Annotated in this window: 24 protein-coding genes; 16 read left to right on the top strand and 8 right to left on the bottom strand. The window is 59.0% G+C overall.

Annotated features, from left to right (window positions below):
• Nucleotides 1-288: 288 nt before the first annotated feature.
• Both AACY02_RS13805 and AACY02_RS13800 read right to left on the bottom strand, forming a co-directional pair.
• Entirely contained in the window at nucleotides 289-1509 is a 1221-nt protein-coding gene (locus AACY02_RS13805; protein ID WP_339432423.1) for a CaiB/BaiF CoA transferase family protein, read from the bottom strand.
• A 13-nt stretch (nucleotides 1510-1522) separates the two neighbouring features.
• A complete protein-coding gene (locus AACY02_RS13800; protein ID WP_339432422.1) occupies nucleotides 1523-2704 on the bottom strand; it encodes an acyl-CoA dehydrogenase in 1182 nt (393 codons plus the stop codon).
• Nucleotides 2705-2861: 157 nt separating this feature from the next.
• On the opposite strand from AACY02_RS13800, the gene AACY02_RS13795 reads away from it, so the two are divergent.
• The 11 genes from AACY02_RS13795 (at nucleotide 2862) to AACY02_RS13745 (ending at nucleotide 12975) form a co-directional block, all read left to right on the top strand.
• On the top strand, nucleotides 2862-3761 hold the full coding sequence (locus tag AACY02_RS13795) for a LysR family transcriptional regulator (protein WP_339432421.1): 900 nt from the start codon (nucleotides 2862-2864) through the stop codon (nucleotides 3759-3761).
• Between the two features lie 434 nt (nucleotides 3762-4195).
• Nucleotides 4196-5317: a Re/Si-specific NAD(P)(+) transhydrogenase subunit alpha gene (locus AACY02_RS13790; protein ID WP_339432420.1), complete on the top strand. Its 1122-nt coding sequence runs from the start codon at nucleotides 4196-4198 to the stop codon at nucleotides 5315-5317.
• A gap of 15 nt (nucleotides 5318-5332) precedes the next feature.
• Nucleotides 5333-5653 carry an NAD(P) transhydrogenase subunit alpha gene (locus AACY02_RS13785; protein WP_003187417.1) on the top strand — a complete coding sequence of 107 codons (321 nt, stop codon included), beginning with the start codon at nucleotides 5333-5335 and terminating at the stop codon, nucleotides 5651-5653.
• Nucleotides 5653-7086: an NAD(P)(+) transhydrogenase (Re/Si-specific) subunit beta gene (locus AACY02_RS13780; RefSeq protein ID WP_339432419.1), complete on the top strand. Its 1434-nt coding sequence runs from the start codon at nucleotides 5653-5655 to the stop codon at nucleotides 7084-7086. Before AACY02_RS13785 ends, AACY02_RS13780 begins: the two co-directional genes overlap by 1 nt.
• A gap of 215 nt (nucleotides 7087-7301) precedes the next feature.
• Nucleotides 7302-8795, top strand: a complete 1494-nt coding sequence (locus AACY02_RS13775) for an acetyl-CoA hydrolase/transferase family protein (protein ID WP_221732324.1) — start codon at nucleotides 7302-7304, stop codon at nucleotides 8793-8795.
• Nucleotides 8796-9116: 321 nt separating this feature from the next.
• On the top strand, nucleotides 9117-9332 hold the full coding sequence (locus tag AACY02_RS13770; protein ID WP_339432418.1) for a DUF1127 domain-containing protein: 216 nt from the start codon (nucleotides 9117-9119) through the stop codon (nucleotides 9330-9332).
• A gap of 258 nt (nucleotides 9333-9590) precedes the next feature.
• The gene (locus tag AACY02_RS13765; RefSeq protein ID WP_339432417.1) at nucleotides 9591-9800 is read left to right on the top strand and encodes a DUF1127 domain-containing protein; all 210 of its coding nucleotides are present in this window, start codon (nucleotides 9591-9593) and stop codon (nucleotides 9798-9800) included.
• 134 nt (nucleotides 9801-9934) lie between these two features.
• Nucleotides 9935-10252, top strand: a complete 318-nt coding sequence (locus tag AACY02_RS13760) for a DUF2388 domain-containing protein (protein ID WP_221732322.1) — start codon at nucleotides 9935-9937, stop codon at nucleotides 10250-10252.
• Between the two features lie 108 nt (nucleotides 10253-10360).
• Nucleotides 10361-10669 carry a DUF2388 domain-containing protein gene (locus AACY02_RS13755; RefSeq protein ID WP_339432416.1) on the top strand — a complete coding sequence of 103 codons (309 nt, stop codon included), beginning with the start codon at nucleotides 10361-10363 and terminating at the stop codon, nucleotides 10667-10669.
• Nucleotides 10670-10696: 27 nt separating this feature from the next.
• Nucleotides 10697-11017 (top strand): DUF2388 domain-containing protein, encoded by a 321-nt coding sequence (locus AACY02_RS13750; protein ID WP_221732320.1) that lies wholly within the window; start codon nucleotides 10697-10699, stop codon nucleotides 11015-11017.
• On the top strand, nucleotides 11014-12975 hold the full coding sequence (locus AACY02_RS13745) for a DUF7844 domain-containing protein (protein WP_339432415.1): 1962 nt from the start codon (nucleotides 11014-11016) through the stop codon (nucleotides 12973-12975). Before AACY02_RS13750 ends, AACY02_RS13745 begins: the two co-directional genes overlap by 4 nt.
• 47 nt (nucleotides 12976-13022) lie before the next feature.
• Here AACY02_RS13745 and AACY02_RS13740 read toward each other — a convergent pair whose 3' ends face one another.
• The 3 genes from AACY02_RS13740 to trpB all read right to left on the bottom strand — a co-directional run bounded on the left by AACY02_RS13740 (nucleotide 13023) and on the right by trpB (nucleotide 15644).
• Entirely contained in the window at nucleotides 13023-13478 is a 456-nt protein-coding gene (locus AACY02_RS13740; RefSeq protein WP_339432414.1) for an anti-virulence regulator CigR family protein, read from the bottom strand.
• Nucleotides 13479-13599: 121 nt separating this feature from the next.
• Complete coding sequence (gene trpA / locus AACY02_RS13735) at nucleotides 13600-14412, bottom strand: tryptophan synthase subunit alpha (RefSeq protein ID WP_339432413.1); 813 nt, start codon at nucleotides 14410-14412, stop codon at nucleotides 13600-13602.
• Nucleotides 14412-15644, bottom strand: a complete 1233-nt coding sequence (gene trpB / locus AACY02_RS13730; protein WP_339432412.1) for a tryptophan synthase subunit beta — start codon at nucleotides 15642-15644, stop codon at nucleotides 14412-14414. The genes trpA and trpB overlap by 1 nt, the downstream gene beginning before the upstream one ends.
• Before the next feature lie 107 nt (nucleotides 15645-15751).
• Here trpB and AACY02_RS13725 point away from each other — a divergent pair, with 107 nt between their 5' ends.
• Nucleotides 15752-16669 (top strand): LysR family transcriptional regulator, encoded by a 918-nt coding sequence (locus AACY02_RS13725; RefSeq protein WP_339432411.1) that lies wholly within the window; start codon nucleotides 15752-15754, stop codon nucleotides 16667-16669.
• On the opposite strand, the gene AACY02_RS13720 is transcribed toward AACY02_RS13725, so the two are convergent.
• Entirely contained in the window at nucleotides 16642-16968 is a 327-nt protein-coding gene (locus tag AACY02_RS13720) for a DUF883 family protein (protein WP_339432410.1), read from the bottom strand. The genes AACY02_RS13725 and AACY02_RS13720 overlap by 28 nt on opposite strands.
• A gap of 156 nt (nucleotides 16969-17124) precedes the next feature.
• Between AACY02_RS13720 and AACY02_RS13715 the strand changes: the two genes are divergently transcribed.
• Together AACY02_RS13715 and AACY02_RS13710 are read left to right on the top strand one after the other, a co-directional pair.
• Nucleotides 17125-17340: a dodecin gene (locus AACY02_RS13715; protein ID WP_339432409.1), complete on the top strand. Its 216-nt coding sequence runs from the start codon at nucleotides 17125-17127 to the stop codon at nucleotides 17338-17340.
• 128 nt (nucleotides 17341-17468) lie between these two features.
• Nucleotides 17469-17693 (top strand): DUF1161 domain-containing protein, encoded by a 225-nt coding sequence (locus AACY02_RS13710; protein ID WP_339432408.1) that lies wholly within the window; start codon nucleotides 17469-17471, stop codon nucleotides 17691-17693.
• A gap of 165 nt (nucleotides 17694-17858) precedes the next feature.
• Here the strand turns inward: AACY02_RS13710 and AACY02_RS13705 are convergent, their stop codons facing one another.
• Entirely contained in the window at nucleotides 17859-18860 is a 1002-nt protein-coding gene (locus AACY02_RS13705; RefSeq protein WP_339432407.1) for an LLM class flavin-dependent oxidoreductase, read from the bottom strand.
• Between the two features lie 238 nt (nucleotides 18861-19098).
• Between AACY02_RS13705 and AACY02_RS13700 the strand changes: the two genes are divergently transcribed.
• Both AACY02_RS13700 and AACY02_RS13695 read left to right on the top strand, forming a co-directional pair.
• Entirely contained in the window at nucleotides 19099-19530 is a 432-nt protein-coding gene (locus AACY02_RS13700; RefSeq protein WP_221732310.1) for an OsmC family protein, read from the top strand.
• 244 nt (nucleotides 19531-19774) lie between these two features.
• Complete coding sequence (locus AACY02_RS13695) at nucleotides 19775-20014, top strand: DUF1161 domain-containing protein (RefSeq protein WP_339432406.1); 240 nt, start codon at nucleotides 19775-19777, stop codon at nucleotides 20012-20014.
• Nucleotides 20015-20020: 6 nt separating this feature from the next.
• On the opposite strand, the gene AACY02_RS13690 is transcribed toward AACY02_RS13695, so the two are convergent.
• Nucleotides 20021-20440, bottom strand: coding sequence for a PA0061/PA0062 family lipoprotein (locus AACY02_RS13690; protein ID WP_339432405.1), 420 nt, complete (start codon nucleotides 20438-20440; stop codon nucleotides 20021-20023).
• Nucleotides 20441-20464 lie beyond the last annotated feature (24 nt).

Raw genomic sequence — 20464 nt, 5'->3', positions numbered from 1 at the left:
GGGAGGCGAATTCTACAGCGTTACACGCTGCTGTCAACACCTCTTTTTCAACTTCTTTCTGGCTTCGATGAACTGAAGCAACTTGCTGCCGAAAACTTCATAACTCATTGAATTTCAAGGAGTTTTCCGTTTCGACTGCGCCGGAAGTGGGGCGAATTATAGGCTTCCAGAATCTGCCGTCAACCGTTAATTTCGCTTTTCTATCAATCACTTGCAGATCGGTTAAAAAACATCCAGATCCGCCTCTAACCAGGATCGAAACACCATTCCTCTATATAGAAGAAATGGTCAGAGCACCCCCTCCTCCTTCAGCGTAGCAACCGCTCCCGCCTCCAAACCCAATACCCGCTGTAATACCTCCAACGTGTGCTCACCCAATAAAGGAGGCGCTCGGCGATACTCGACCGGGGTCTGCGACATCCGAATAGGGCTCGCCACCTGGGGTACCATCCCTGCCAACGCATGCGGCAATTCAATTGCCAACCCCCGCGCCTTGACTTGCGGATCATCAAATACCTGCGACAGATCGTTGATCGGCCCGCACGGCACACCCGCCAGCTCCAACTGGGCCACCCATTCAGCCGTAGTCTTGAACACCGTCGCCTGTCGGATGAGGGGAATCAGCACCGCCCGATTCGCCACCCGCAGCTTATTAGTAGCGAAACGCGGATCATCAGCCCACTGCGGTTGCCCCGCCACTTCCGCGAATTTGCGGAACTGACCGTCATTACCCACGGTAAGAATGAAATCACCATCAGCCGTCGGGAAGTCCTGATAAGGCACGATGTTGGGATGCGCATTGCCAAGACGCTTAGGCGCATTGCCAGTAGTCAGGTAGTTCATCGCCTGGTTAGCCAGGCAGGCCACCTGCACATCCAGCAACGCCATATCGATGTGCTGCCCCCCACCGTCATGATCGCGATGGGCCAGTGCCGCGAGGATCGCCACCGTCGAATAGAGCCCCGTCAGAATATCCGTCAGCGCCACCCCGACCTTCACCGGCCCCGCCCCCTCATCACCCTCGGGCCGACCGGTCAGACTCATCAGTCCGCCCAGCCCCTGAATCATGAAGTCATAACCAGCGCGCTTGGCATACGGCCCGGTCTGACCGAAGCCGGTGATCGAGCAGTAGATCAGATCCGGATTGACTGCCTTCAGCGACTCGTAATCCAACCCATAAGCCGCCAAGCCGCCGACCTTGAAGTTCTCGATCAAGATGTCGGACTTGGCCGCCAGTTCCCGCACAAGTTTTTGCCCTTCAGGGCGGGTGAAGTCGATGGTCACCGATTGCTTGTTACGGTTGGCCGACAGGTAATACGCGGCTTCGGACGTGTTCTCGCCATAGGCGTCTTTAAGGAAGGGCGGCCCCCAGGCGCGAGTATCGTCACCATTGCCCGGGCGCTCGACCTTGATCACCTCAGCGCCAAGGTCGGCGAGGATCTGCCCGGCCCAAGGCCCGGCCAGCACTCGCGATAAATCCAGTACCCGCAGATGCGACAGCGCGCCCATGGTCGCTCTCCTGTTAATAGAACGCCTGCAGACCGGTTTGCGCACGCCCGAGGATCAGCGCGTGAACGTCGTGGGTACCTTCATAGGTATTCACCACTTCCAGGTTGACCAGATGACGGGCCACACCGAACTCGTCGGAAATACCATTACCACCGAGCATGTCACGGGCCATACGGGCGATATCCAGCGACTTGCCACACGAGTTGCGTTTCATGATCGACGTGATTTCAACGGCAGCCGTGCCTTCGTCCTTCATACGACCCAGACGCAAGCAGCCTTGCAGCGCCAACGTGATCTCGGTTTGCATGTCGGCGAGCTTCTTCTGAATCAATTGAGTAGCAGCCAGTGGTCGGCCGAACTGCTGGCGATCCAGCGTGTATTGGCGAGCGGTGTGCCAGCAGAATTCGGCAGCGCCCAGTGCGCCCCAGGAAATGCCGTAGCGCGCGGAGTTGAGGCAGGTGAAAGGACCTTTCAGACCGCGCACGTCCGGGAAAATGTTCTCTTGCGGCACGAACACGTTGTCCATCACGATCTCACCGGTGATCGAAGCACGCAGGCCGACCTTGCCGTGAATCGCCGGAGCGCTCAGCCCTTTCCAGCCTTTCTCCAGTACGAAGCCACGGATGTCGCCAGCATCGTCCTTGGCCCACACCACGAACACGTCGGCGATCGGGCTGTTGGTGATCCACATCTTCGCGCCGGTCAGGCTGTAACCGCCGTCGACCTTGCGAGCCCGGGTAATCATCGCGCCCGGGTCGGAACCGTGGTTCGGCTCGGTCAGACCGAAGCAGCCGATCCATTCGCCGGACGCCAGTTTTGGCAGGTATTTCTGCTTCTGCGCTTCGGTGCCGAATTCGTTGATCGGCACCATCACCAGCGAGGACTGCACGCTCATCATCGAGCGATAGCCGGAATCGACACGCTCCACTTCACGGGCAATCAAGCCGTAGCTGACATAGTTGAGGCCGCTGCCACCGTATTGCTCCGGGATGGTTGCGCCCAACAGGCCGACCTCCCCCATCTCGCGGAAGATCGCCGGGTCAGTCTTCTCATGGCGGAAGGCTTCGAGGACACGCGGTGCGAGGCTCTGTTGAGCGAACTGCTCGGCGGTGTCGCGGATCATGCGCTCTTCTTCAGTGAGCTGTTGATCCAGCAGCAGGGGATCGATCCAGTTGAAGCTAGCTTTACCGCCCATGAGTGTGTCCTCGCAAATCGGTGAATTAACGTGGCATTGATCCTAGGCGCGGTTCGTCGTCACGGCAAACGAGGATTTCGCATTCTGTTGTGCTAATTTCTCACTCCGAAACGTCGCTAAATGCCTTTTATGCGGCGCATTAGTGAGGTTGATGTACATGCGCAGAAAGATCCCCAGCACAACTGCCCTGATCAGCTTCGAGGCCGCCGCGCGGCACGAGAGCTTTACCAAAGCTGCCGAAGAACTTTCCCTCACCCAAGGCGCCATTTGCCGACAGATCGCCAGCCTTGAGGAGTTCCTCAGCGTAGAACTGTTCCGACGTTCGAGACGTGGGGTGAAGCTGACCGAAGCGGGACTTTCCTACAGCCGCCGGGTGGCGACCCAACTCGATGCAGTTGAACGGGATACGCTGTCGGTGATGGGCCAACAGGGGACCAACGTGATCGAACTGGCGGTGGTGCCGACATTCGGTACGCAATGGCTGCTGCCACGACTGAAGGATTTCCAGCTCAAGCATCCGGAAGTGACGGTCAATCTGACCAACCGCACCCGGCCGTTCCTGTTTGCCGACACTGAGTTCGACGCCGCGATCTACTTCGGCGACGCGGATTGGTCCGGTACCGAATCCCACAGGTTGATGGGCGAGAATCCGATGCCGGTGTGCAGCCCCGCCCTACTCGGTAACAAGACACACCTGACAGCCCAAGAAATCGCCGATCTACCGTTACTGCAGCAAACCACTCGTCCCTATGCCTGGCGCCAGTGGTTTAACTCCCAGCACTTGAATATCCCTCGCGACATGACAGGCCCGCGTTACGAGCTATTCTCTATGCTCGCCCAAGCGGCCATGCACGACATGGGCATCGCGCTGATTCCGCCCTTCCTGATCCAGCGGGAATTGGGGGAGAAGCGCTTGGTGATTGCCAACCCGCAGGCCCTGTCCAGCATCAAAGCTTATTACCTGATGATTCCGGAGCGAAAGGTCGAATCAGCGTCTCTAAAGGCATTTCGCGATTGGCTGGTGAATCAGGCGAACAGCTACAGCCTTGAAGGATAAAGGCTCTTCGCCGTAGTTGACTCCGTAGTCAGCAAATGAAAAGCGCTACAGATATAAATATTTGTCGCATTTTCACAGACTGTATCCGAAAGTCGTACAGACGTCCCACAAGCGCCTAATGGCGTGGCTTTGAGCCTCTATTCACGACTCATCACTGCCTATTCACGTCACCGATGAGAAAAAATTTCAAATTCAGCCAGAATCCTTGAAAAGCACGGCCTGCAAGGGGTTCAGCCGGCCATCTGCGACATTCGGTCACGGGATGACTTGTAGTTAATTTTCCGTCACCCGTCATAATCCCTTGAAGGGCATAAAGTTCGCCTGCAAAATGCCGCGCCCCGCCTTGATTCGGCGGGATCGTGCTGATCGGCCGCCCCAGTCGCACCATCCGCAGTGCCTGGGTTTACTCAATAAGATCACGCAGGAGATTTGACGTGCACATTGGTGTTCCTCTCGAAACCCAGACCGGTGAAACACGGGTTGCTGCAACCCCGGAAACCATTAAAAAGCTGATCAGCCAAGGTCATAAGGTCACTGTGCAAACCGGCGCCGGCATTAAGGCCAGTGTTGTCGACAGTGCCTATGAAGCGGCAGGCGCAACGATTGGCAGTGCCAATGACGCGTTCGGTGCCGAGCTGATTCTCAAAGTGGTCGCCCCGAGCGACGCCGAGCTGACGCTGATCAAGCGTGGCACGGTGCTGGTGGGCATGCTCAACCCGTTCAATAACGAAACCATCGCCAAAATGGCCGAGTGCGGGATTACCGCGTTCGCCCTGGAGGCGGCACCACGCACCTCGCGGGCGCAGAGTCTCGATGTGTTGTCGTCCCAGGCGAACATTGCCGGCTACAAGGCTGTGTTGCTGGCCGCTCACTACTATCCGCGTTTCATGCCGATGCTGATGACGGCGGCGGGCACCGTGAAAGCGGCGCGCGTGCTGATCCTCGGTGCAGGTGTGGCGGGTTTGCAGGCGATCGCGACAGCGAAACGTCTGGGAGCGGTGATCGAAGCGTCCGACGTACGTCCGGCCGTGAAGGAACAGATCGAATCCCTCGGCGCCAAGTTCGTCGACGTGCCCTACGAGACCGATGAAGAGCGCGAATGCGCCGTCGGTGTCGGCGGTTACGCACGACCAATGCCGGCGAGCTGGATGCAGCGTCAGGCCCAGGCTGTGCACGAGCGCGCCAAGCAAGCTGACATCGTCATCACTACCGCGTTGATTCCGGGCCGCAAGGCACCGACGCTGTTGAGCGCCGATACCGTGGCGCAGATGAAACCGGGGTCGGTGGTCATCGATCTCGCGGCGGCTCAGGGCGGCAACTGCCCGCTGACCGTGGCCGATCAGGTGGTGATCGAGAACGGCGTGACCCTTTGCGGCCCGACCAATCTGGCCGGTGAAGTCGCTGCAGACGCCTCGGCGCTGTACGCGCGCAATCTGTTGGACTTCCTGAAGCTGGTCTTCACCAAAGAAGGCCAGTTCGAAGTGAACCTCGAAGACGACATCGTCGCCGCGTGCCTGATGTGCCGCGACGGCCAAGTCATCCGCAAAAACGCCTAAGCAGGGATTCAGACGATGGAAGAGCTTATCTCCCCCGGTATCTACAACCTGATCATCTTCGTGCTGGCGATTTATGTCGGTTACCACGTGGTCTGGAACGTGACGCCTGCGCTGCACACGCCGTTGATGGCGGTGACTAACGCCATTTCAGCCATTGTGATCGTCGGTGCCATGCTCGCCGCTGCGCTGACCGTCACGCCGCTGGGCAAAACCATGGGCACCCTCGCCGTGGCATTGGCGGCGGTCAATGTGTTCGGTGGCTTCCTGGTCACCCGCCGCATGCTTGAGATGTTCAAGAAGAAAGCCCCGAAAGTAAAAGAAGAGGCGCCGAAGTAATGAGCATGAATCTCGTCACGACGCTCTACCTGATCGCGTCGATCTGCTTCATCCAGGCCCTCAAAGGCCTGTCGCACCCGACCACATCGCGGCGCGGCAACCTGTTCGGCATGCTCGGCATGGCGCTGGCCATCCTCACCACCGTCGGCCTCATCTATAAGCTGGGTGCTGAACTGGCCACCGCCGGCATCGGTTACGTCATCGTTGGCTTGCTGATCGGCGGCACCGCCGGTTCGATCATGGCCAAGCGCGTTGAAATGACCAAGATGCCGGAACTGGTCGCGTTCATGCACAGCATGATCGGTCTGGCCGCGGTGTTCATCGCCATTGCCGCAGTGGTCGAGCCGCAGTCGCTGGGCATCGTTAAACACTTGGGCGACTCGATTCCGGCGGGCAATCGTCTGGAGTTGTTCCTCGGTGCAGCCATCGGTGCAATCACCTTCTCCGGTTCGGTGATCGCGTTCGGCAAGCTCTCGGGCAAGTACAAGTTCCGTCTGTTCCAGGGCGCACCGGTACAGTTTGCCGGTCAGCACAAGCTCAACGCGGTGTTGGGTCTGACGACGCTGGTGCTCGGCCTGACCTTCATGCTCACCGGCAACCTCACCGCCTTCGCGCTGATGCTGGCGCTGGCGTTCGTGATGGGCGTGCTGATCATCATCCCGATCGGCGGCGCGGACATGCCGGTGGTGGTGTCGATGCTCAACAGCTATTCCGGCTGGGCAGCGGCAGGTATCGGTTTCTCGCTGAACAACTCGATGCTGATCATCGCCGGTTCGCTGGTGGGTTCGAGCGGTGCGATCCTCTCGTACATCATGTGCAAGGCGATGAACCGTTCCTTCTTTAATGTACTGCTCGGCGGTTTCGGCAACACGGCCGACGCTGGCCCGGCTGGCGCGAAAGAAGCACGTCCGGTGAAATCCGGTTCGGCTGACGACGCAACCTTCCTGCTGACCAACGCCGACACCGTGATCATCGTCCCGGGTTACGGTCTGGCAGTGGCCCGCGCGCAGCACGCCTTGAAAGAACTGACCGAGAAACTGACCCACCGTGGCGTCACCGTGAAGTACGCAATCCACCCGGTGGCCGGGCGGATGCCAGGGCACATGAACGTCCTGCTGGCCGAGGCCGAAGTGCCTTACGACCAGGTGTTCGAGATGGAAGACATCAACTCCGAGTTCGGCCAGGCCGACGTGGTGCTGGTGCTCGGCGCGAACGACGTGGTCAACCCGGCCGCGAAGAACGATCCGAAATCGCCAATTGCCGGCATGCCGATTCTCGAAGCGTTCAAGGCCAAGACCATCATCGTCAACAAACGCTCGATGGCCAGCGGCTATGCCGGTCTGGACAACGAACTGTTCTACCTGGACAAGACCATGATGGTGTTCGGCGACGCGAAAAAAGTTATCGAAGACATGGTTAAAGCGGTCGAGTAATCACCCCGCAGCAATACCGAACGCCCCGACTTGTCGGGGCGTTTTCGTTGGCGAAAACAATCGGACAATATGCCGCGTTGTTGCAGATCCGGTAACGGTGTTTTACTTCAAACCCGCTAAATAGACGCCTCTTTTGCGACCTTGGTAGCGGGACAGGCGCCCGCGAAATTCACTAGACTGCGCATCCTGATACTCGCTTCCCGAGATAATAATCCATGTACCGTGACCGTATTCGCCTGCCTTCGTTGTTGGATAAAGTGATGAGCGCCGCCGACGCCGCCGCTTTGATTGAGGACGGCATGACCGTCGGCATGAGCGGATTCACCCGCGCCGGCGAAGCCAAAGCCGTCCCTCACGCGTTGGCCGAACGCGCCAAGGTCACGCCACTGAAGATCAGCCTGATGACCGGCGCGAGCCTGGGCAACGACCTCGACAAGCAACTGACCGAAGCCGGCGTGCTGTCGCGACGCATGCCGTTTCAGGTCGACAGCACCTTGCGCAAGGCGATCAACGCCGGCCAAGTGATGTTCATTGACCAGCATCTGTCGGAAACCGTCGAGCAACTGCGCAATCAGCAACTGAAGCTGCCGGACATCGCGGTGATCGAAGCCGTGGCCATCACTGAACAGGGCCACATCGTGCCGACCACCTCGGTGGGCAACTCAGCGAGCTTCGCGATTTTCGCCAAACAGGTCATCGTCGAGATCAACCTGGCGCACAACGCCAACCTGGAAGGCCTGCATGACATTTATATCCCGACGTATCGTCCGACGCGCACGCCAATCCCGCTGGTGAAGGTCGACGACCGCATTGGCAGCACAGCGATCCCGATTCCGCCGGAAAAAATCGTGGCCATCGTCATCACGCAGCAGGCGGACTCGCCATCGACCGTATCGTCGCCGGATGCCGACACCAACGCCATCGCCGATCACCTGATCACCTTCTTCAAGCAGGAAGTCGATGCCGGGCGCATGACCAACAAGCTTGGCCCGCTGCAAGCCGGGATCGGCAACATCGCCAACGCGGTGATGTGCGGCCTGATCGACTCACCGTTCGAAGACCTGACCATGTACTCCGAAGTGCTGCAGGATTCGACGTTCGACCTGATCGATGCCGGCAAGCTGAGTTTCGCTTCGGGCAGTTCGATCACCTTGTCGGAACGCCGCAACAGCGACGTGTTCGGCAACCTGGAGAAATACAAAGACAAACTGGTACTGCGCCCACAGGAGATCTCCAACCATCCAGAAGTCGTACGGCGCCTGGGCATTATCGGCATCAACACGGCGCTGGAGTTCGACATCTACGGCAATGTGAACTCGACCCACGTCTGCGGCACACGGATGATGAACGGTATCGGCGGTTCCGGTGACTTCGCGCGCAACGCACATCTGGCGGTGTTCGTGACCAAATCGATCGCCAAGGGTGGCGCGATTTCCAGCGTGGTGCCGATGGTCAGCCACGTTGACCACACCGAGCACGACGTTGACATTCTGGTGACCGAGGTGGGCCTGGCGGATCTGCGTGGGCTGGCGCCACGGGAGCGCGCGCGGGTAATCATCGATAATTGTGTGCATCCGGACTTTCGTCAGGCACTGGATGACTACTTCACTGCGGCCTGTGCAATCGGTGGTCACACCCCGCATATCCTGCGTGAAGCCTTGAGCTGGCACATTAACCTGGAAGAAACCGGACGCATGCTGGCGGTGTAATCCGCACAGATAATCCATCGACGCAAACACAGTTTGCGTCGATGGATTTTTTAAAATTGCCTTCCTTGCGAAAACTGTACTTCTGTACTGGTCATTTCCTACAGTATTTACCTACAAATACGCCCGCCTCACCCGAAAACGCACCGAGTTAGTGCAGACAGGTACAGTTTGCTCAATTTTGACCCGTACACCGCCTTTAAACAGTTAACTGGTCACTCACAATACAGTTGAACTGTATCTAGAGAGACTAGGCAAACGAGAGGATCATGGGCACCAGTTAAACCACTACCTAATCCCGCCACAAGCGGAAGGATGTCAACCATGGAACGTACACTCAGTTCCGATCTGTTCTTCGAAGACAAAGCTGCAAAAACCCAGGCTTCCCTGCCTTTGCGCGTTATCGCCAACCTGATGTTGTGGCAGCGCCGCATCTCCAGCCGCCACCAACTGGCTCGTCTGGATTCGCGTCTGCTGGCTGACGCCGGTATCAGCGAAGCACAACGCTACGAAGAGCTGAGCAAGCCGTTCTGGCGCTAAGTAGCGTCGCTGGCTCTGGTCGTTAGACCCACCGCCAGCAACCCGAATTGAACAAACAAAACCCGTCGCGGGAAACCGCGACGGGTTTTGTCGTTTCAGGCGAGGAAAACATGCATTACAGGTGGCAGCTACAAACAACAGTACAGTTATAAGAATACCGAACCTGAACCAGTACAATTTAAAACGGATGTATCTGCCCCCTTGCCTGCAACGGGTTCAACATGACTTTCCGACCTTGCCAGTAAAAAGGAATCTGTCATGAATGGCTTACAGGATGTTTCAGCAGCTTCTTTACAACCCGCCCTTCGCTGCAACCTCGTAAAACGCCTGTTGCGCCGCTTCTGCCAAGGCCTTGAACGAGCCAGGACGCGGCGTCTATTGACGCAACTGGATGGGCGGGATCTCGCGGATCTGGGGCTAAGCCACGCCGATCGGCTGAATGAACTGGAGAAAACCTTCTGGCGCTAGCATTCTGCCCACTGTGCGAACTTCGTCTGCAGGCCTAATATCCACGCAGAACGTGGCGAATGCTGTGCCATTGGCGTCTGACTCCTCAGATACCGAGCCACCTCTCAATACGGTTTATCCACAGGAGATACATCATGTCCCGTCTTCGCCTGCTCAGCGCTGCCGCCCTGCTGGCCGTGGCTGCCAATGCCAGCGCCTCCAGCTTCATCGTGACCACCGACGCCGTTGTTGGTGCGCTCAAGTCTTCTTCCGATGCTACCTCCGACGCCACCTCGTCGTTGCGTGACAACAAAACAGTACTCGCCGCCCGTGACGACGCGGCCAGCTTCGTTGCCAGCGAAGGCCAGATCCGTGGCGTGAAGCTGGAAAGCGCGCTGGATCTTATCCGCCATCAAGCACCACAGTTGAGCGCGACCGATGCACAACTGGCCCAAGCGATTCTTGCGATCTGAATCAACGTGGCATGAAGGGACACGCCGGTCGTGTCCCGATGTTTTTGGCGCTGGCTCTGGCCCGGGCATTGCGCTAGCCTTGAGGCTCGCTAACAGTTACCGAGTCTTATGCACTTTTTTCAAAAACTGCTTATCCCTTCCGTAGTGTTAACCGCCTGCTGGGTGACACCGGCCTATGCTTTCGATGTCTCCACGCAGAACACCGTAGTGAGCCTTTGGGCGACCGGCATGGTGTCTTCCGCGCCGTTCGACCGTAAACTGGTGCTCGCCGCTCACGATGACGCGGCAGCGTTTGTAGCCACTGACGGTGAATTGCGAGGCGCTCGACTGGAATCAGCGCTGCATTACCTGCGCAAAACCCGGCCGAAACTTCATGTAAGCGACCGTGAACTGGCACAGGCAATTCTCGTCCAATAGCTACCCTTGTCCTTCCGGAGTCGTTCCATGCGTAGCCCGCTGATTGCTGCCACCCTTGGCCTGTTTTTGTTGGCCGATGTGGCCCAGGCGCACACCCTGGTAGCCACCAGTAACATCATCGTTCGTGCCTCCCAGCGCAGCATCGATTTCACGTCCGATACCACCACCTCGATTCGCGACTCGAAAATCATCCGCGAAGCCCACGACGATGCCGCCAGTTTTGTCGCCAGCAACGGTGATATTCGCGGCGCACACCTGGAAGCCGCTCTCAATACCTTGCGCACTCGCGTACCGGAAGCTCGCGACGCCAGCGATCAGGTCCTCGCCGAAGCCATCCTCGCACTGTGAAATCACTCGGCGCCTGGCTGCTGGCCGGGGCGTTGTTGCTGCTAGGCAACAGCGCCCACGCCGGCCTGCAATTGCGGCTCAAGACCGACGGTCTGAGCGCCGCGCAACAACAGGCCAGTCAAGCGCTGATCGATGAAGCCATGCAGGCCTTGCCGCCCAGCTTCATCGAGCGGCTGGACCGGCACATCGACGTTGGCTGGACCGACGACATGCCCGGCAATGCCTACGGCCAGGCCACGCTGGTTGCCGAGCTCGATCTAAACCGCAAACTGCTCGACAGCCTCACCGACGGCAGCGCGGCCAAAGAAAAAACCAATCGCCCCCACGGTACTGTGCGCCAGGAACTGCTCGCCACGGTGCTGCACGAAGTCACCCATATTTATGATCGCGCGCGCCTGTGGCCGAGTGCCGAGCGCACGCTGATCCAGCGCTGCACTCGACGTTTCAACAGCGCCGGGCTGATCGGTATTCCCGATGAGTGCCGTGGCCAGAACGGCCGCCGCTTCACCCTCAGTGATGACCCACGCCTGCTCGATCTCGCCGGTTGGCAGCAATACGTCGGTCGTCGTGGCGAGCGCGAACAACACAACCGCCAGATTGCCCGCAGCCCGGATCTGTACGAAATCTCCAGTCCGAAAGAGTTCGTCGCGGTCAACATGGAGTATTTCCTCCTCGACCCGAGCTACGCCTGCCGCCGCCCGGCGCTGTACCGCTATTACAAGGAACACTTTGGCTGGGCGCCGCCCGCCAAGGACACTTGCAGCAAGAGTTTCGCGTTTCTCAATGCGGGCAACGACTTCGCCAAGCAGCCGTTGGGACAAGTCGATCCGGAGCGGGTGTACGCCGTCGACTACCTGCTCGCCGAGGCCAACCAGAACTGGGTCAGCCGTTGGGGCCACAGCATGTTGCGCCTGGTGATTTGCGCACCGGGTCGGCCACGTGGCCCGGATTGCCGGCTCGATCTGGACCAGCATCTGGTGCTGTCCTACCGCGCCTTCGTGGGCGATGTACAACTGTCGAGTTGGGACGGCTTGGTCGGCAAATACCCTTCGCGGCTGTTCGTCTTGCCACTGGCGCAGGTCATCGATGAATACACCAAAACCGAGCTGCGCAGCCTTGCATCGGTGCCGCTGAACCTGTCACGCAGCGAGATTGAAGGCGTGGTCGAACACGCCGCCGAGATGCACTGGAGCTACGACGGCAACTACTTCTTCCTGTCCAACAATTGCGCAGTGGAAGGCCTGAAGCTGTTGCGCAGCGGCAGCAACAACGCTCAGCTCGTCGGCCTGGACAGCATCATGCCCAATGGTTTGCTGGAAGTGCTTAAAGGACGCGGCCTCGCCGACACCAGCGTGCTGGACGATCCGAAGGAGGCTCTGCGCCTGGGGTATCGCTTCGACTCGTTCCGCGATCGCTATCAAGCGATGTTCGCTGTACTGAAGAAACAATTACCGATCAAACAGAACAGCGTCGAGGAGTGGCTATCGTTGTCGGCCGAGGAACGCCGTCCGTGGTTTGATCGCGCCGACCTGCGCACCAGCGCCGCACTGCTGCTGTTGGAGCAGGCCAGTTTTCGCCGACAACTGCTGCTGGCTCAGGACGAGGTCAAGCAGCGCTACCTCGGTGAACGCGAACTGGATAACGGCGGGATGGACAAGGCCAACGCGACTTTGCAGCAAATCCTCGCCAACAGCGGTTTCCTCAGTCGTCCGGCAGAGTTGCTCGATTCCAAGGGTTACGGTTTGCCGCAACCGAGCGAGTTCAGCCGACTGCAAGCGGAAAGCAGCCAGCGGCAGAAAAAGCTCCTGGCGCTTTCCGGCGATCTGGACACGGAGGTGCGCAAGCTGCTTGAACCCAAGCGCGCGGCCGAGATTGCCGCGAGTGAAGCCAATGTGAAACACATTGGCGAGCATTTGCGCAAACTGCACAAAGCCTCGGGCGGGCTGGAGTTGCCCTGACGCGAAAGATCGCCGCCTGGGCTGCGATCTTTTTTATTGCCTGTAAATCAGTACAAAACCCCATCCAGAATTTCATACACGATCCCGGTACCCACCGCGATCAGCACGATATCGCGCCCGGCCCGGCGCCATTCGTAACCCGGATAGACCGGCAAACGACCTAACGCACGACCCTCCAGGCGCTCACCGTAATATCCGTGGGGCAGCGGCCGGCCTCGTACCAGATGGATGCCCGGTGGCGGCGGTGCGCCGCGCACGAAGTAGCCGTGGTTGTCGCGAATGGTCTGGCGCACCGGGCCGAAGTCGCGCGGCGGCGGGCCACCTCGGTGGTTGTTCTGTGGGCCATGGTGATCGTTGCCGCGATTGTCCCCGCGGTTATCGTAGTGGCCCTGCTGCGGGCCGCCGCGGTCGTGATCATCGCGCTGATCAGCGCTGGCCAGCAGCGGTGTCGCGCTGATCATCAGCACGCCCAGACTGGCAATCAGACGTTTCGGCATTTTCATGGGGGGTTCCTCATTGCACTAACAGCAAAAAGGGATTCAGAACGTGGTTCTGAATCCCTCGGTCTTGCTTGGTTAGGCTGTGCCGCGAGGTGCTAATTCCTCTGTATCAGGAACTTTACCTTCAACTGACCCGGGCCTTACGCACGCCTTCGGCCAGCGCCGAGCACAGGCTCAGCACGCCGTCGATCGCCTGATCGGGCGTCGTGGCATTAGCAATGTGATCGATCAGCGCCGACCCCACCACAACACCGTCTGCCAGACGCGCAATGGCCGCCGCTTGTTCCGGCGTACGAATGCCAAAACCGATGCTGATCGGCAGATCCGTGTGGCGGCGCAGGCGAGTGACCGCCTCTTCGACGTGTTCCAGCGTCGCTGCACCGGCACCGGTGACACCGGCCACCGAGACGTAGTAAACAAATCCGGAACTGCCGTTAAGCACCTTCGGCAGACGCGCGTCATCCGTGGTCGGAGTCGTCAGACGGATGAAGTCCAGACCGGCAGCCTGGGCCGGGTCGCACAGCTCTTCGTTGTGCTCCGGTGGCATGTCGACCACGATCAGGCCATCGACGCCCGCGTCTTTGGCTTCAGCAATGAAACGCTCAACGCCAAACTTGTGGATCGGGTTGAAGTAGCCCATCAGCACCAACGGCGTGTCGCTGTTGCCTTCACGGAATTCGCGAACCATTTGCAGGGTTTTCGCCAGATTCTGCCTGGCACCCAGCGCACGGATGTTGGCCAGTTGGATGGCCGGGCCGTCCGCCATCGGATCGGTGAACGGCATGCCCAACTCGATCACATCGGCACCGGCTTTCGGCAGGCCTTTGAGGATCGCCAGCGAGGTGTCGTAGTCCGGGTCACCGGCGGTGACGAAGGTCACCAGCGCGGCGCGATTGTGTTCCTTGAGTTCAGCAAAACGGGTTTGCAGGCGGCTCATCAGTGTTTCTCCTGCTGCGACTGTTCCATATGGTGCATCACGGTCTGCATGTCTTTGTCACCACGACCGGACAGGTTGACCACCATCAGGTGATCCTTGGGCAGCTTCGGTGCGCGTTTGAACACTTCAGCCAGGGCATGAGCGCTTTCCAGGGCAGGAATGATCCCTTCCAGGCGGCAGCATTTGTGGAACGCGGCGAGGGCTTCATCGTCGGTCACCGAGGTGTACTGCACGCGGCCGATGTCATGCAACCAGGCATGTTCCGGACCGATGCCCGGATAGTCGAGACCGGCGGAAATCGAGTGCGCGTCAATGATCTGGCCGTCGTCGTCCTGCAGCAGGAAGGTACGGTTGCCGTGCAATACACCCGGTACGCCGCCGTTGAGGCTGGCCGCATGCTTGCCGGTTTCGATGCCGTAACCGGCCGCTTCAACACCGATGATTTCAACGCTTTTGTCGTCGAGGAACGGGTGAAACAGGCCCATGGCATTGGAGCCACCGCCGATGCAGGCCACCAGGCTGTCCGGCAGGCGACCTTCCTGGGCTTGCAGTTGGTCGCGGGTTTCCTTGCCGATCACGGCCTGGAAGTCGCGAACCATCGCGGGATACGGGTGCGGCCCGGCCACGGTGCCGATCAGGTAGAAAGTGCTGTCGACATTGGTCACCCAGTCACGCAGGGCTTCGTTCATCGCGTCCTTCAGGGTGCCGGTGCCGGCGACCACCGGGATCACTTCGGCCCCCAGCAACTTCATGCGGAACACGTTGGCCTGCTGACGCTCGATGTCGGTAGTGCCCATGTAGATCACGCAGTCCAGACCGAAGCGTGCAGCCACGGTGGCAGTTGCCACGCCGTGCATGCCAGCGCCGGTCTCGGCGATGATGCGTTTCTTGCCCATGCGCCGCGCCAGCAGGATCTGGCCGATGCAGTTGTTGATCTTGTGCGCGCCAGTGTGGTTCAGCTCTTCGCGCTTGAGGTAGATCTTGGCGCCACCGCAGAACTCGGTCAGACGTTCGGCGAAATACAACGGACTGGGACGTCCGACGTAGTCGCGCTGGAAGTAGGCCAGTTCTTCTTTGAAGGCAGGATCTTCTTTGGCCGCTTCGTACTCGCGGGCCAGATCGAGGATCAACGGCATCAGGGTTTCCGCCACGTAGCGGCCACCGAACGAGCCGAACAGGCCGTTGGCGTCAGGGCCGTTACGCAGATCGGCGTTGTGCGAAGTCTGGGTCATGGTTTGCTCCAGGGGGTCAAAAGACAATGACGACCACTCTACCCCTGACCTTCTATGCTGAAAACCGATAAGATCGCCGCAACCTGTCAGGAAAACTCACAGATACCATGAGCCATGACCTTCCCCCGCTGAACGCTTTGCGCGCCTTCGAAGCCACCGCACGCCTGAACAGCGTCAGTCAGGCGGCCGAACAACTGCACGTCACCCATGGCGCGGTCAGTCGTCAGCTCAAGGTGCTGGAAGAGCACCTAGGTCTCAGCCTGTTCATCAAGGATGGACGCGGCTTGAAACTCACAGATGCAGGCGTGCGTCTACGCGACGCCAGCGCTGAAGCCTTTGATCGGTTGCGCAGTGTTTGCACCGAATTAACCCAAAGCACTGCCGACGCGCCATTTGTGCTCGGTTGTTCCGGAAGCCTGCTGGCGCGTTGGTTCATTCCACGCTTGGGACGGCTGAATGCCGATCTGCCGGATTTGCGCCTGCATCTGTCGGCCGGTGAGGGCGATCTTGACCCTCGACGTCCCGGGCTCGATGCTTTGCTGTTGTTCGCCGAGCCGCCATGGCCGGCGGACATGCAGGTGTATGAATTAGCTGCCGAGCGCATCGGCCCGGTGATGAGCCCACTATTCAGCGGCTATCAACGCCTGCAAAGGGCATCTGCCGAGGCTTTGCTCGATGAGCCATTGCTGCACACCACATCGCGCCCGCAAGCCTGGCCCAGTTGGGCACAGCAAAACCGCCTCGACGCCAAAACGTTGAAGCTCGGGCAAGGTTTCGAGCATTTGTATTACTTGCTGGAGGCCGCAGTGGCGGGACTGGGGGTGGCAATCGCGCCGGAGCCGCTGGTGACTGAAGACTTGAAGGCTGGTCGCCTGGTTGCGCCGTGGGGCTTCTGTGAAACCCCCGCGCAACTGGCGCTGTGGCTACCCAAACGCGCCGCAGACGGGCGCGCCCGGCAACTGGCGCAATGGCTCAAGAACGAGCTGCGCCAGCCGGATCATTCGCCGCGCTTGAACAGCAAGTAGGCCGCGAGCAGGCCCAGTGCACCGACCGCCACACCGGCCGTTGTCCAAGGATGTTCCTGAGCGTAATCACGGGTGGCGAGCCCGGTCTCGCGGGTTTTCACTTTGACTTCTTCATAGGCATCGCTGAGCAGGTGGCGCGAGTGTTTCAGCGCACTCTCGGCGTTGCTTTTGAGCGCCTTGAGGGTCTTGCGCGACTCGTCCGAAGCGTCGTCTTTGAGGCTTTCCAACGATTTGAGCAGACTCTCGATCTCGGCTTCCATGCTTTGCAACGAGGCTTTACGTAAAGAGGTGTTGGCCATGGTGGCTCTCCTGCATTGGTGATGAGTGGCGTGTGTTGATTGGGACTTCAGCGGTTTGAGAAAGTGCAGAAAATCTGAACTTCGCTTGCGTGTAGCCACCGAAATCAACAGTGCAATTCACTGCTAGTCTCAAATCCACACGCCTAGGAGATCGTCATGAGTGACCATCACACGTACAAGAAAGTCGAGCTGGTCGGTTCTTCCACCAACAGCATCGAGGACGCCATCAACAACGCGCTGGCCGAAGCCAACAAAAGCATCAAGCATCTGGAATGGTTCGAAGTGATCGACACCCGTGGTCACATCAAGGACGGCAAGGCCGCGCACTTTCAAGTGACGCTCAAAGTCGGCTTCCGGATCGCCAGTAGCTGAGTTGGGTCTACACTTCTGAACTTGCGCGCTGGCCGAGTGCCATAGGAATGGCAAAGCGCTACAGGGTGAGCGCATCGGGCCAATGCTCCGATGCCCGCCTCTATTAATCCGACCAGGGAGTGCGACCGATGAAGAAGTTCATATTGGCAGTAGGTTTGTTGAGCCTTGCGGGTGGCGCGTTTGCTGCTGGCAAGCCTTGTGACGAGCTCAAGAGCGAGATTGCGGCGAAGCTGGATGCCAAGGGGGTTGCCGGGTATTCGCTGGAGATCGTCGATAAGGGTGCAGCGACTGACGGCAAGGTGGTCGGCAGTTGTGAAGGCGGCACCAAGGAAATCGTCTACAAGCGCGGTTGATCGCGCCTGAAATGCAAAAGCCGACACTCATGCGTCGGCTTTTTTGTGGGCAACACGTTTCCAATGTGGGGCTTGCTCGCGAAAGGGGGCGTATCAGTCAACATCATGCGCGCCTGGCACTCCGCCTTCGCGAGCAAGCCCGCCCACAGGGGACGGTGCACCGTCTCAGCCCTTCATCACCTGCGCCAGCAACTCATAGGAATGCAGGCGATCAGCATGTTCATACAGATCGCAGGTGAAAATCAGCTCATCGGCCTGGGTCTGTTCAACCAGCATTTCCAGTTTGGCGCGGATTTTCTGCGGGCTGCCGACCATCGCCAGACCGAGGAAATCGCCGACCGCTTCACGCTCGTGAGGCCGCCACAGGCCGTCCATGGTTTTCACGGGAGGGCGTTGCACCAGGCTTTGTCCACGCATCAACGCGAGAATGCGCTGGTACACCGAAGTCGCCAGGTAATCCGCCTGCTCATCGGTATCTGCTGCAACCAGCGGCACACCGAGCATCACATACGGTTTGTCGAGCACTGCCGACGGTTTGAAGTGATTGCGGTAGACGCGGATCGCCTCATGCATCAAGCGCGGTGCGAAATGTGAGGCGAAGGCGTAGGGCAAACCGCGCTCGCCGGCCAGTTGTGCACTGAACAGGCTGGAACCAAGGAGCCAGATCGGCACATGGGTGCCGGTGCCGGGCATCGCGATGACTCGTTGCTCCGGGGTGCGCGGGCCGAGGAAGCGCGCCAGTTCGGCGACGTCTTCCGGGAAATCATCGGCACTGCCGGAACGCTCGCGGCGCAGGGCACGGGCGGTCATTTGATCGGAGCCGGGCGCGCGGCCCAGTCCCAAGTCGATCCGCCCCGGATACAGGCTTTCCAGCGTGCCGAACTGCTCGGCAATCACCAGTGGCGCATGGTTGGGCAGCATGACGCCGCCGGAGCCGACGCGGATGGTTGACGTACCCCCGGCCAGATAACCGAGCAGCACCGAGGTAGCGGAACTGGCGATGCCGTCCATGTTGTGATGTTCAGCCACCCAGAACCGCGTATAGCCGAGTTTCTCGACATGCTGCGCCAGGTTCAGCGAGTTGCGCAGCGATTGCGCCGGGCTGCCGTTCTCGCGCACTGGCACCAGGTCGAGGGTGGAAAATTTTACGTCGGACAGTTGCTTCATAAACCTGCGTCTCCGAGTGAGGAGGCAGGTTTTTCTTGCAAACGAAAACCTGCCGAATCATAAGCGTGTTTTGTGCAATGAGGGCATATACCCGAGTTTCAATAGCAGAACGAAAAATCCTACTAAAAAAGTCAACGATTCAGACGAGCTGAACTTTGTCCCGACGTCTATCCTCAGAACCCTTGCAAGCAAAATTCACAACGGCGCGGCGTTCCGCGTCTGATCTTGAGGAGGCAGCATGGCTATCGTTAAGAAAGCATCCGCACATTGGGCAGGTGATCTGAAAACCGGTATCGGCTCGATTTCTACTGAAACCGGCGTCCTCAGAGAAGCACCCTACGGTTTCAAGGCCCGTTTCGAAGGCGGTAAGGGCACCAACCCGGAAGAACTGATCGGCGCCGCACATGCCGGTTGTTTCTCCATGGCGTTCTCGATGATTCTCGGCGATGCAGGCCTGAAGGCCGACAGCATCGACACCGACGCTGAAGTCACCCTCGACCAGGTCGATGGCGGTTTTGCGATCACGGCGGTGAAGCTGATTCTCAAGGCGAAGATCCCGGGAGCCAGTCAGGCGCAGTTTGAAGAACTGAGCAACAAGGCCAAGGAAGGGTGCCCGGTGTCCAAGGTACTCAATGCGAAGATTACCCTTGAGGCATCGCTGGTCGCTTAAGCAGGCGTTGGCTGGGCCGACGTCTTCGCGAGCAAGCCCGCGCCCACAAAGGATCTTTGGTGTTTCACAAGATCTGTTGTGGGAGCGGGCTTGCTTGCGAAAGCGACCTGAAAATCCCCACGAAGCCTGAAGCGATAAACAAGACCTGTGAGCGAAGTCAGAACTCGCCGAGTAAAAGTATGGTCGAATAAATGACAGCAGCTTCAGCGCACACCCGTGCGCGCTGCCTCAAGGAGCTTCTCTCATGAAACGTATTGGCTTGGCGATTTTTTGCAGTGCACTGGCCACCTCGGTTCTTGCCGCCCCCAAAGACTGTGAAGAATTGAAGAACGAGATCGAAATCAAAATCCAGGCGAATGCCGTGCCCTCCTACACGCTGGAAATCGTCAGCAAGGAAGAGGCTGAAAAGCACGAAATCGCCATGGTCGTAGGGACATGCGAAAACGGCACCAAAGCGATCATCTATCAGAAGAACGACAATTGAGGTCGATCACGGCACGCAGTTGACCTGCCGTTCTTCGGCAACGATCTGACCTTGGCGATTGATCAACCGGGCGCTCGGCGTAAAGGCCAGTGACCTGGCTTCAAGACGATAACGTTGCCCGGCCTCGAAATGATCGTAACGCACGGTCAGGTAACACAGCCGCTCCTGCGGATCGGTGTTCATGCTCATGCCACCGCCGAACACCTCGAAATCAAAGCGAACCGTCAACTCGTGACTGCCCGGCGTGACCTGGAAAAACCGTCCGTCCGGCATTCTCTGTTTGTCCAGCCGTTCCGCCATCAGCACTTTGCCGCCAGGGGTGGGCATGGCGAAGTCGACCCAGGCCTTGCCGGGGTCAGCCGCTGGCATCGGGCTCTGGCAACCGGCAACCACACTTGCAGCAAGCAACAACGTCAACCTGCGCATGATCAATGTCCTTTGGATGGGAGA

The organism is Pseudomonas sp. EA_65y_Pfl2_P78 (genome assembly GCF_963970495.1).
Taxonomy (GTDB): domain Bacteria; phylum Pseudomonadota; class Gammaproteobacteria; order Pseudomonadales; family Pseudomonadaceae; genus Aquipseudomonas; species Aquipseudomonas baetica_A.
This window is presented reverse-complemented; position numbering and strand designations above follow the sequence as displayed.

Bases quoted from the DNA above. Each gene is read 5' to 3' on its own strand.
- AACY02_RS13805 (WP_339432423.1), bottom strand. From the start codon at position 1,509: ATGGGCGCGCTGTCGCATCTGCGGGTACTGGATTTATCGCGAGTGCTG.
- AACY02_RS13755 (WP_339432416.1), top strand. From the start codon at position 10,361: ATGCACTTTTTTCAAAAACTGCTTATCCCTTCCGTAGTGTTAACCGCC.
- AACY02_RS13750 (WP_221732320.1), top strand. From the start codon at position 10,697: ATGCGTAGCCCGCTGATTGCTGCCACCCTTGGCCTGTTTTTGTTGGCC.
- AACY02_RS13780 (WP_339432419.1), top strand. From the start codon at position 5,653: ATGAGCATGAATCTCGTCACGACGCTCTACCTGATCGCGTCGATCTGC.
- AACY02_RS13725 (WP_339432411.1), top strand. From the start codon at position 15,752: ATGAGCCATGACCTTCCCCCGCTGAACGCTTTGCGCGCCTTCGAAGCC.
- AACY02_RS13770 (WP_339432418.1), top strand. From the start codon at position 9,117: ATGGAACGTACACTCAGTTCCGATCTGTTCTTCGAAGACAAAGCTGCA.
- AACY02_RS13690 (WP_339432405.1), bottom strand. From the start codon at position 20,440: ATGCGCAGGTTGACGTTGTTGCTTGCTGCAAGTGTGGTTGCCGGTTGC.
- AACY02_RS13740 (WP_339432414.1), bottom strand. From the start codon at position 13,478: ATGAAAATGCCGAAACGTCTGATTGCCAGTCTGGGCGTGCTGATGATC.
- AACY02_RS13795 (WP_339432421.1), top strand. From the start codon at position 2,862: ATGCGCAGAAAGATCCCCAGCACAACTGCCCTGATCAGCTTCGAGGCC.
- AACY02_RS13695 (WP_339432406.1), top strand. From the start codon at position 19,775: ATGAAACGTATTGGCTTGGCGATTTTTTGCAGTGCACTGGCCACCTCG.
- AACY02_RS13700 (WP_221732310.1), top strand. From the start codon at position 19,099: ATGGCTATCGTTAAGAAAGCATCCGCACATTGGGCAGGTGATCTGAAA.
- trpB (WP_339432412.1), bottom strand. From the start codon at position 15,644: ATGACCCAGACTTCGCACAACGCCGATCTGCGTAACGGCCCTGACGCC.
- AACY02_RS13765 (WP_339432417.1), top strand. From the start codon at position 9,591: ATGAATGGCTTACAGGATGTTTCAGCAGCTTCTTTACAACCCGCCCTT.
- AACY02_RS13775 (WP_221732324.1), top strand. From the start codon at position 7,302: ATGTACCGTGACCGTATTCGCCTGCCTTCGTTGTTGGATAAAGTGATG.
- AACY02_RS13710 (WP_339432408.1), top strand. From the start codon at position 17,469: ATGAAGAAGTTCATATTGGCAGTAGGTTTGTTGAGCCTTGCGGGTGGC.
- AACY02_RS13715 (WP_339432409.1), top strand. From the start codon at position 17,125: ATGAGTGACCATCACACGTACAAGAAAGTCGAGCTGGTCGGTTCTTCC.
- AACY02_RS13720 (WP_339432410.1), bottom strand. From the start codon at position 16,968: ATGGCCAACACCTCTTTACGTAAAGCCTCGTTGCAAAGCATGGAAGCC.
- AACY02_RS13760 (WP_221732322.1), top strand. From the start codon at position 9,935: ATGTCCCGTCTTCGCCTGCTCAGCGCTGCCGCCCTGCTGGCCGTGGCT.
- trpA (WP_339432413.1), bottom strand. From the start codon at position 14,412: ATGAGCCGCCTGCAAACCCGTTTTGCTGAACTCAAGGAACACAATCGC.
- AACY02_RS13785 (WP_003187417.1), top strand. From the start codon at position 5,333: ATGGAAGAGCTTATCTCCCCCGGTATCTACAACCTGATCATCTTCGTG.
- AACY02_RS13705 (WP_339432407.1), bottom strand. From the start codon at position 18,860: ATGAAGCAACTGTCCGACGTAAAATTTTCCACCCTCGACCTGGTGCCA.
- AACY02_RS13800 (WP_339432422.1), bottom strand. From the start codon at position 2,704: ATGGGCGGTAAAGCTAGCTTCAACTGGATCGATCCCCTGCTGCTGGAT.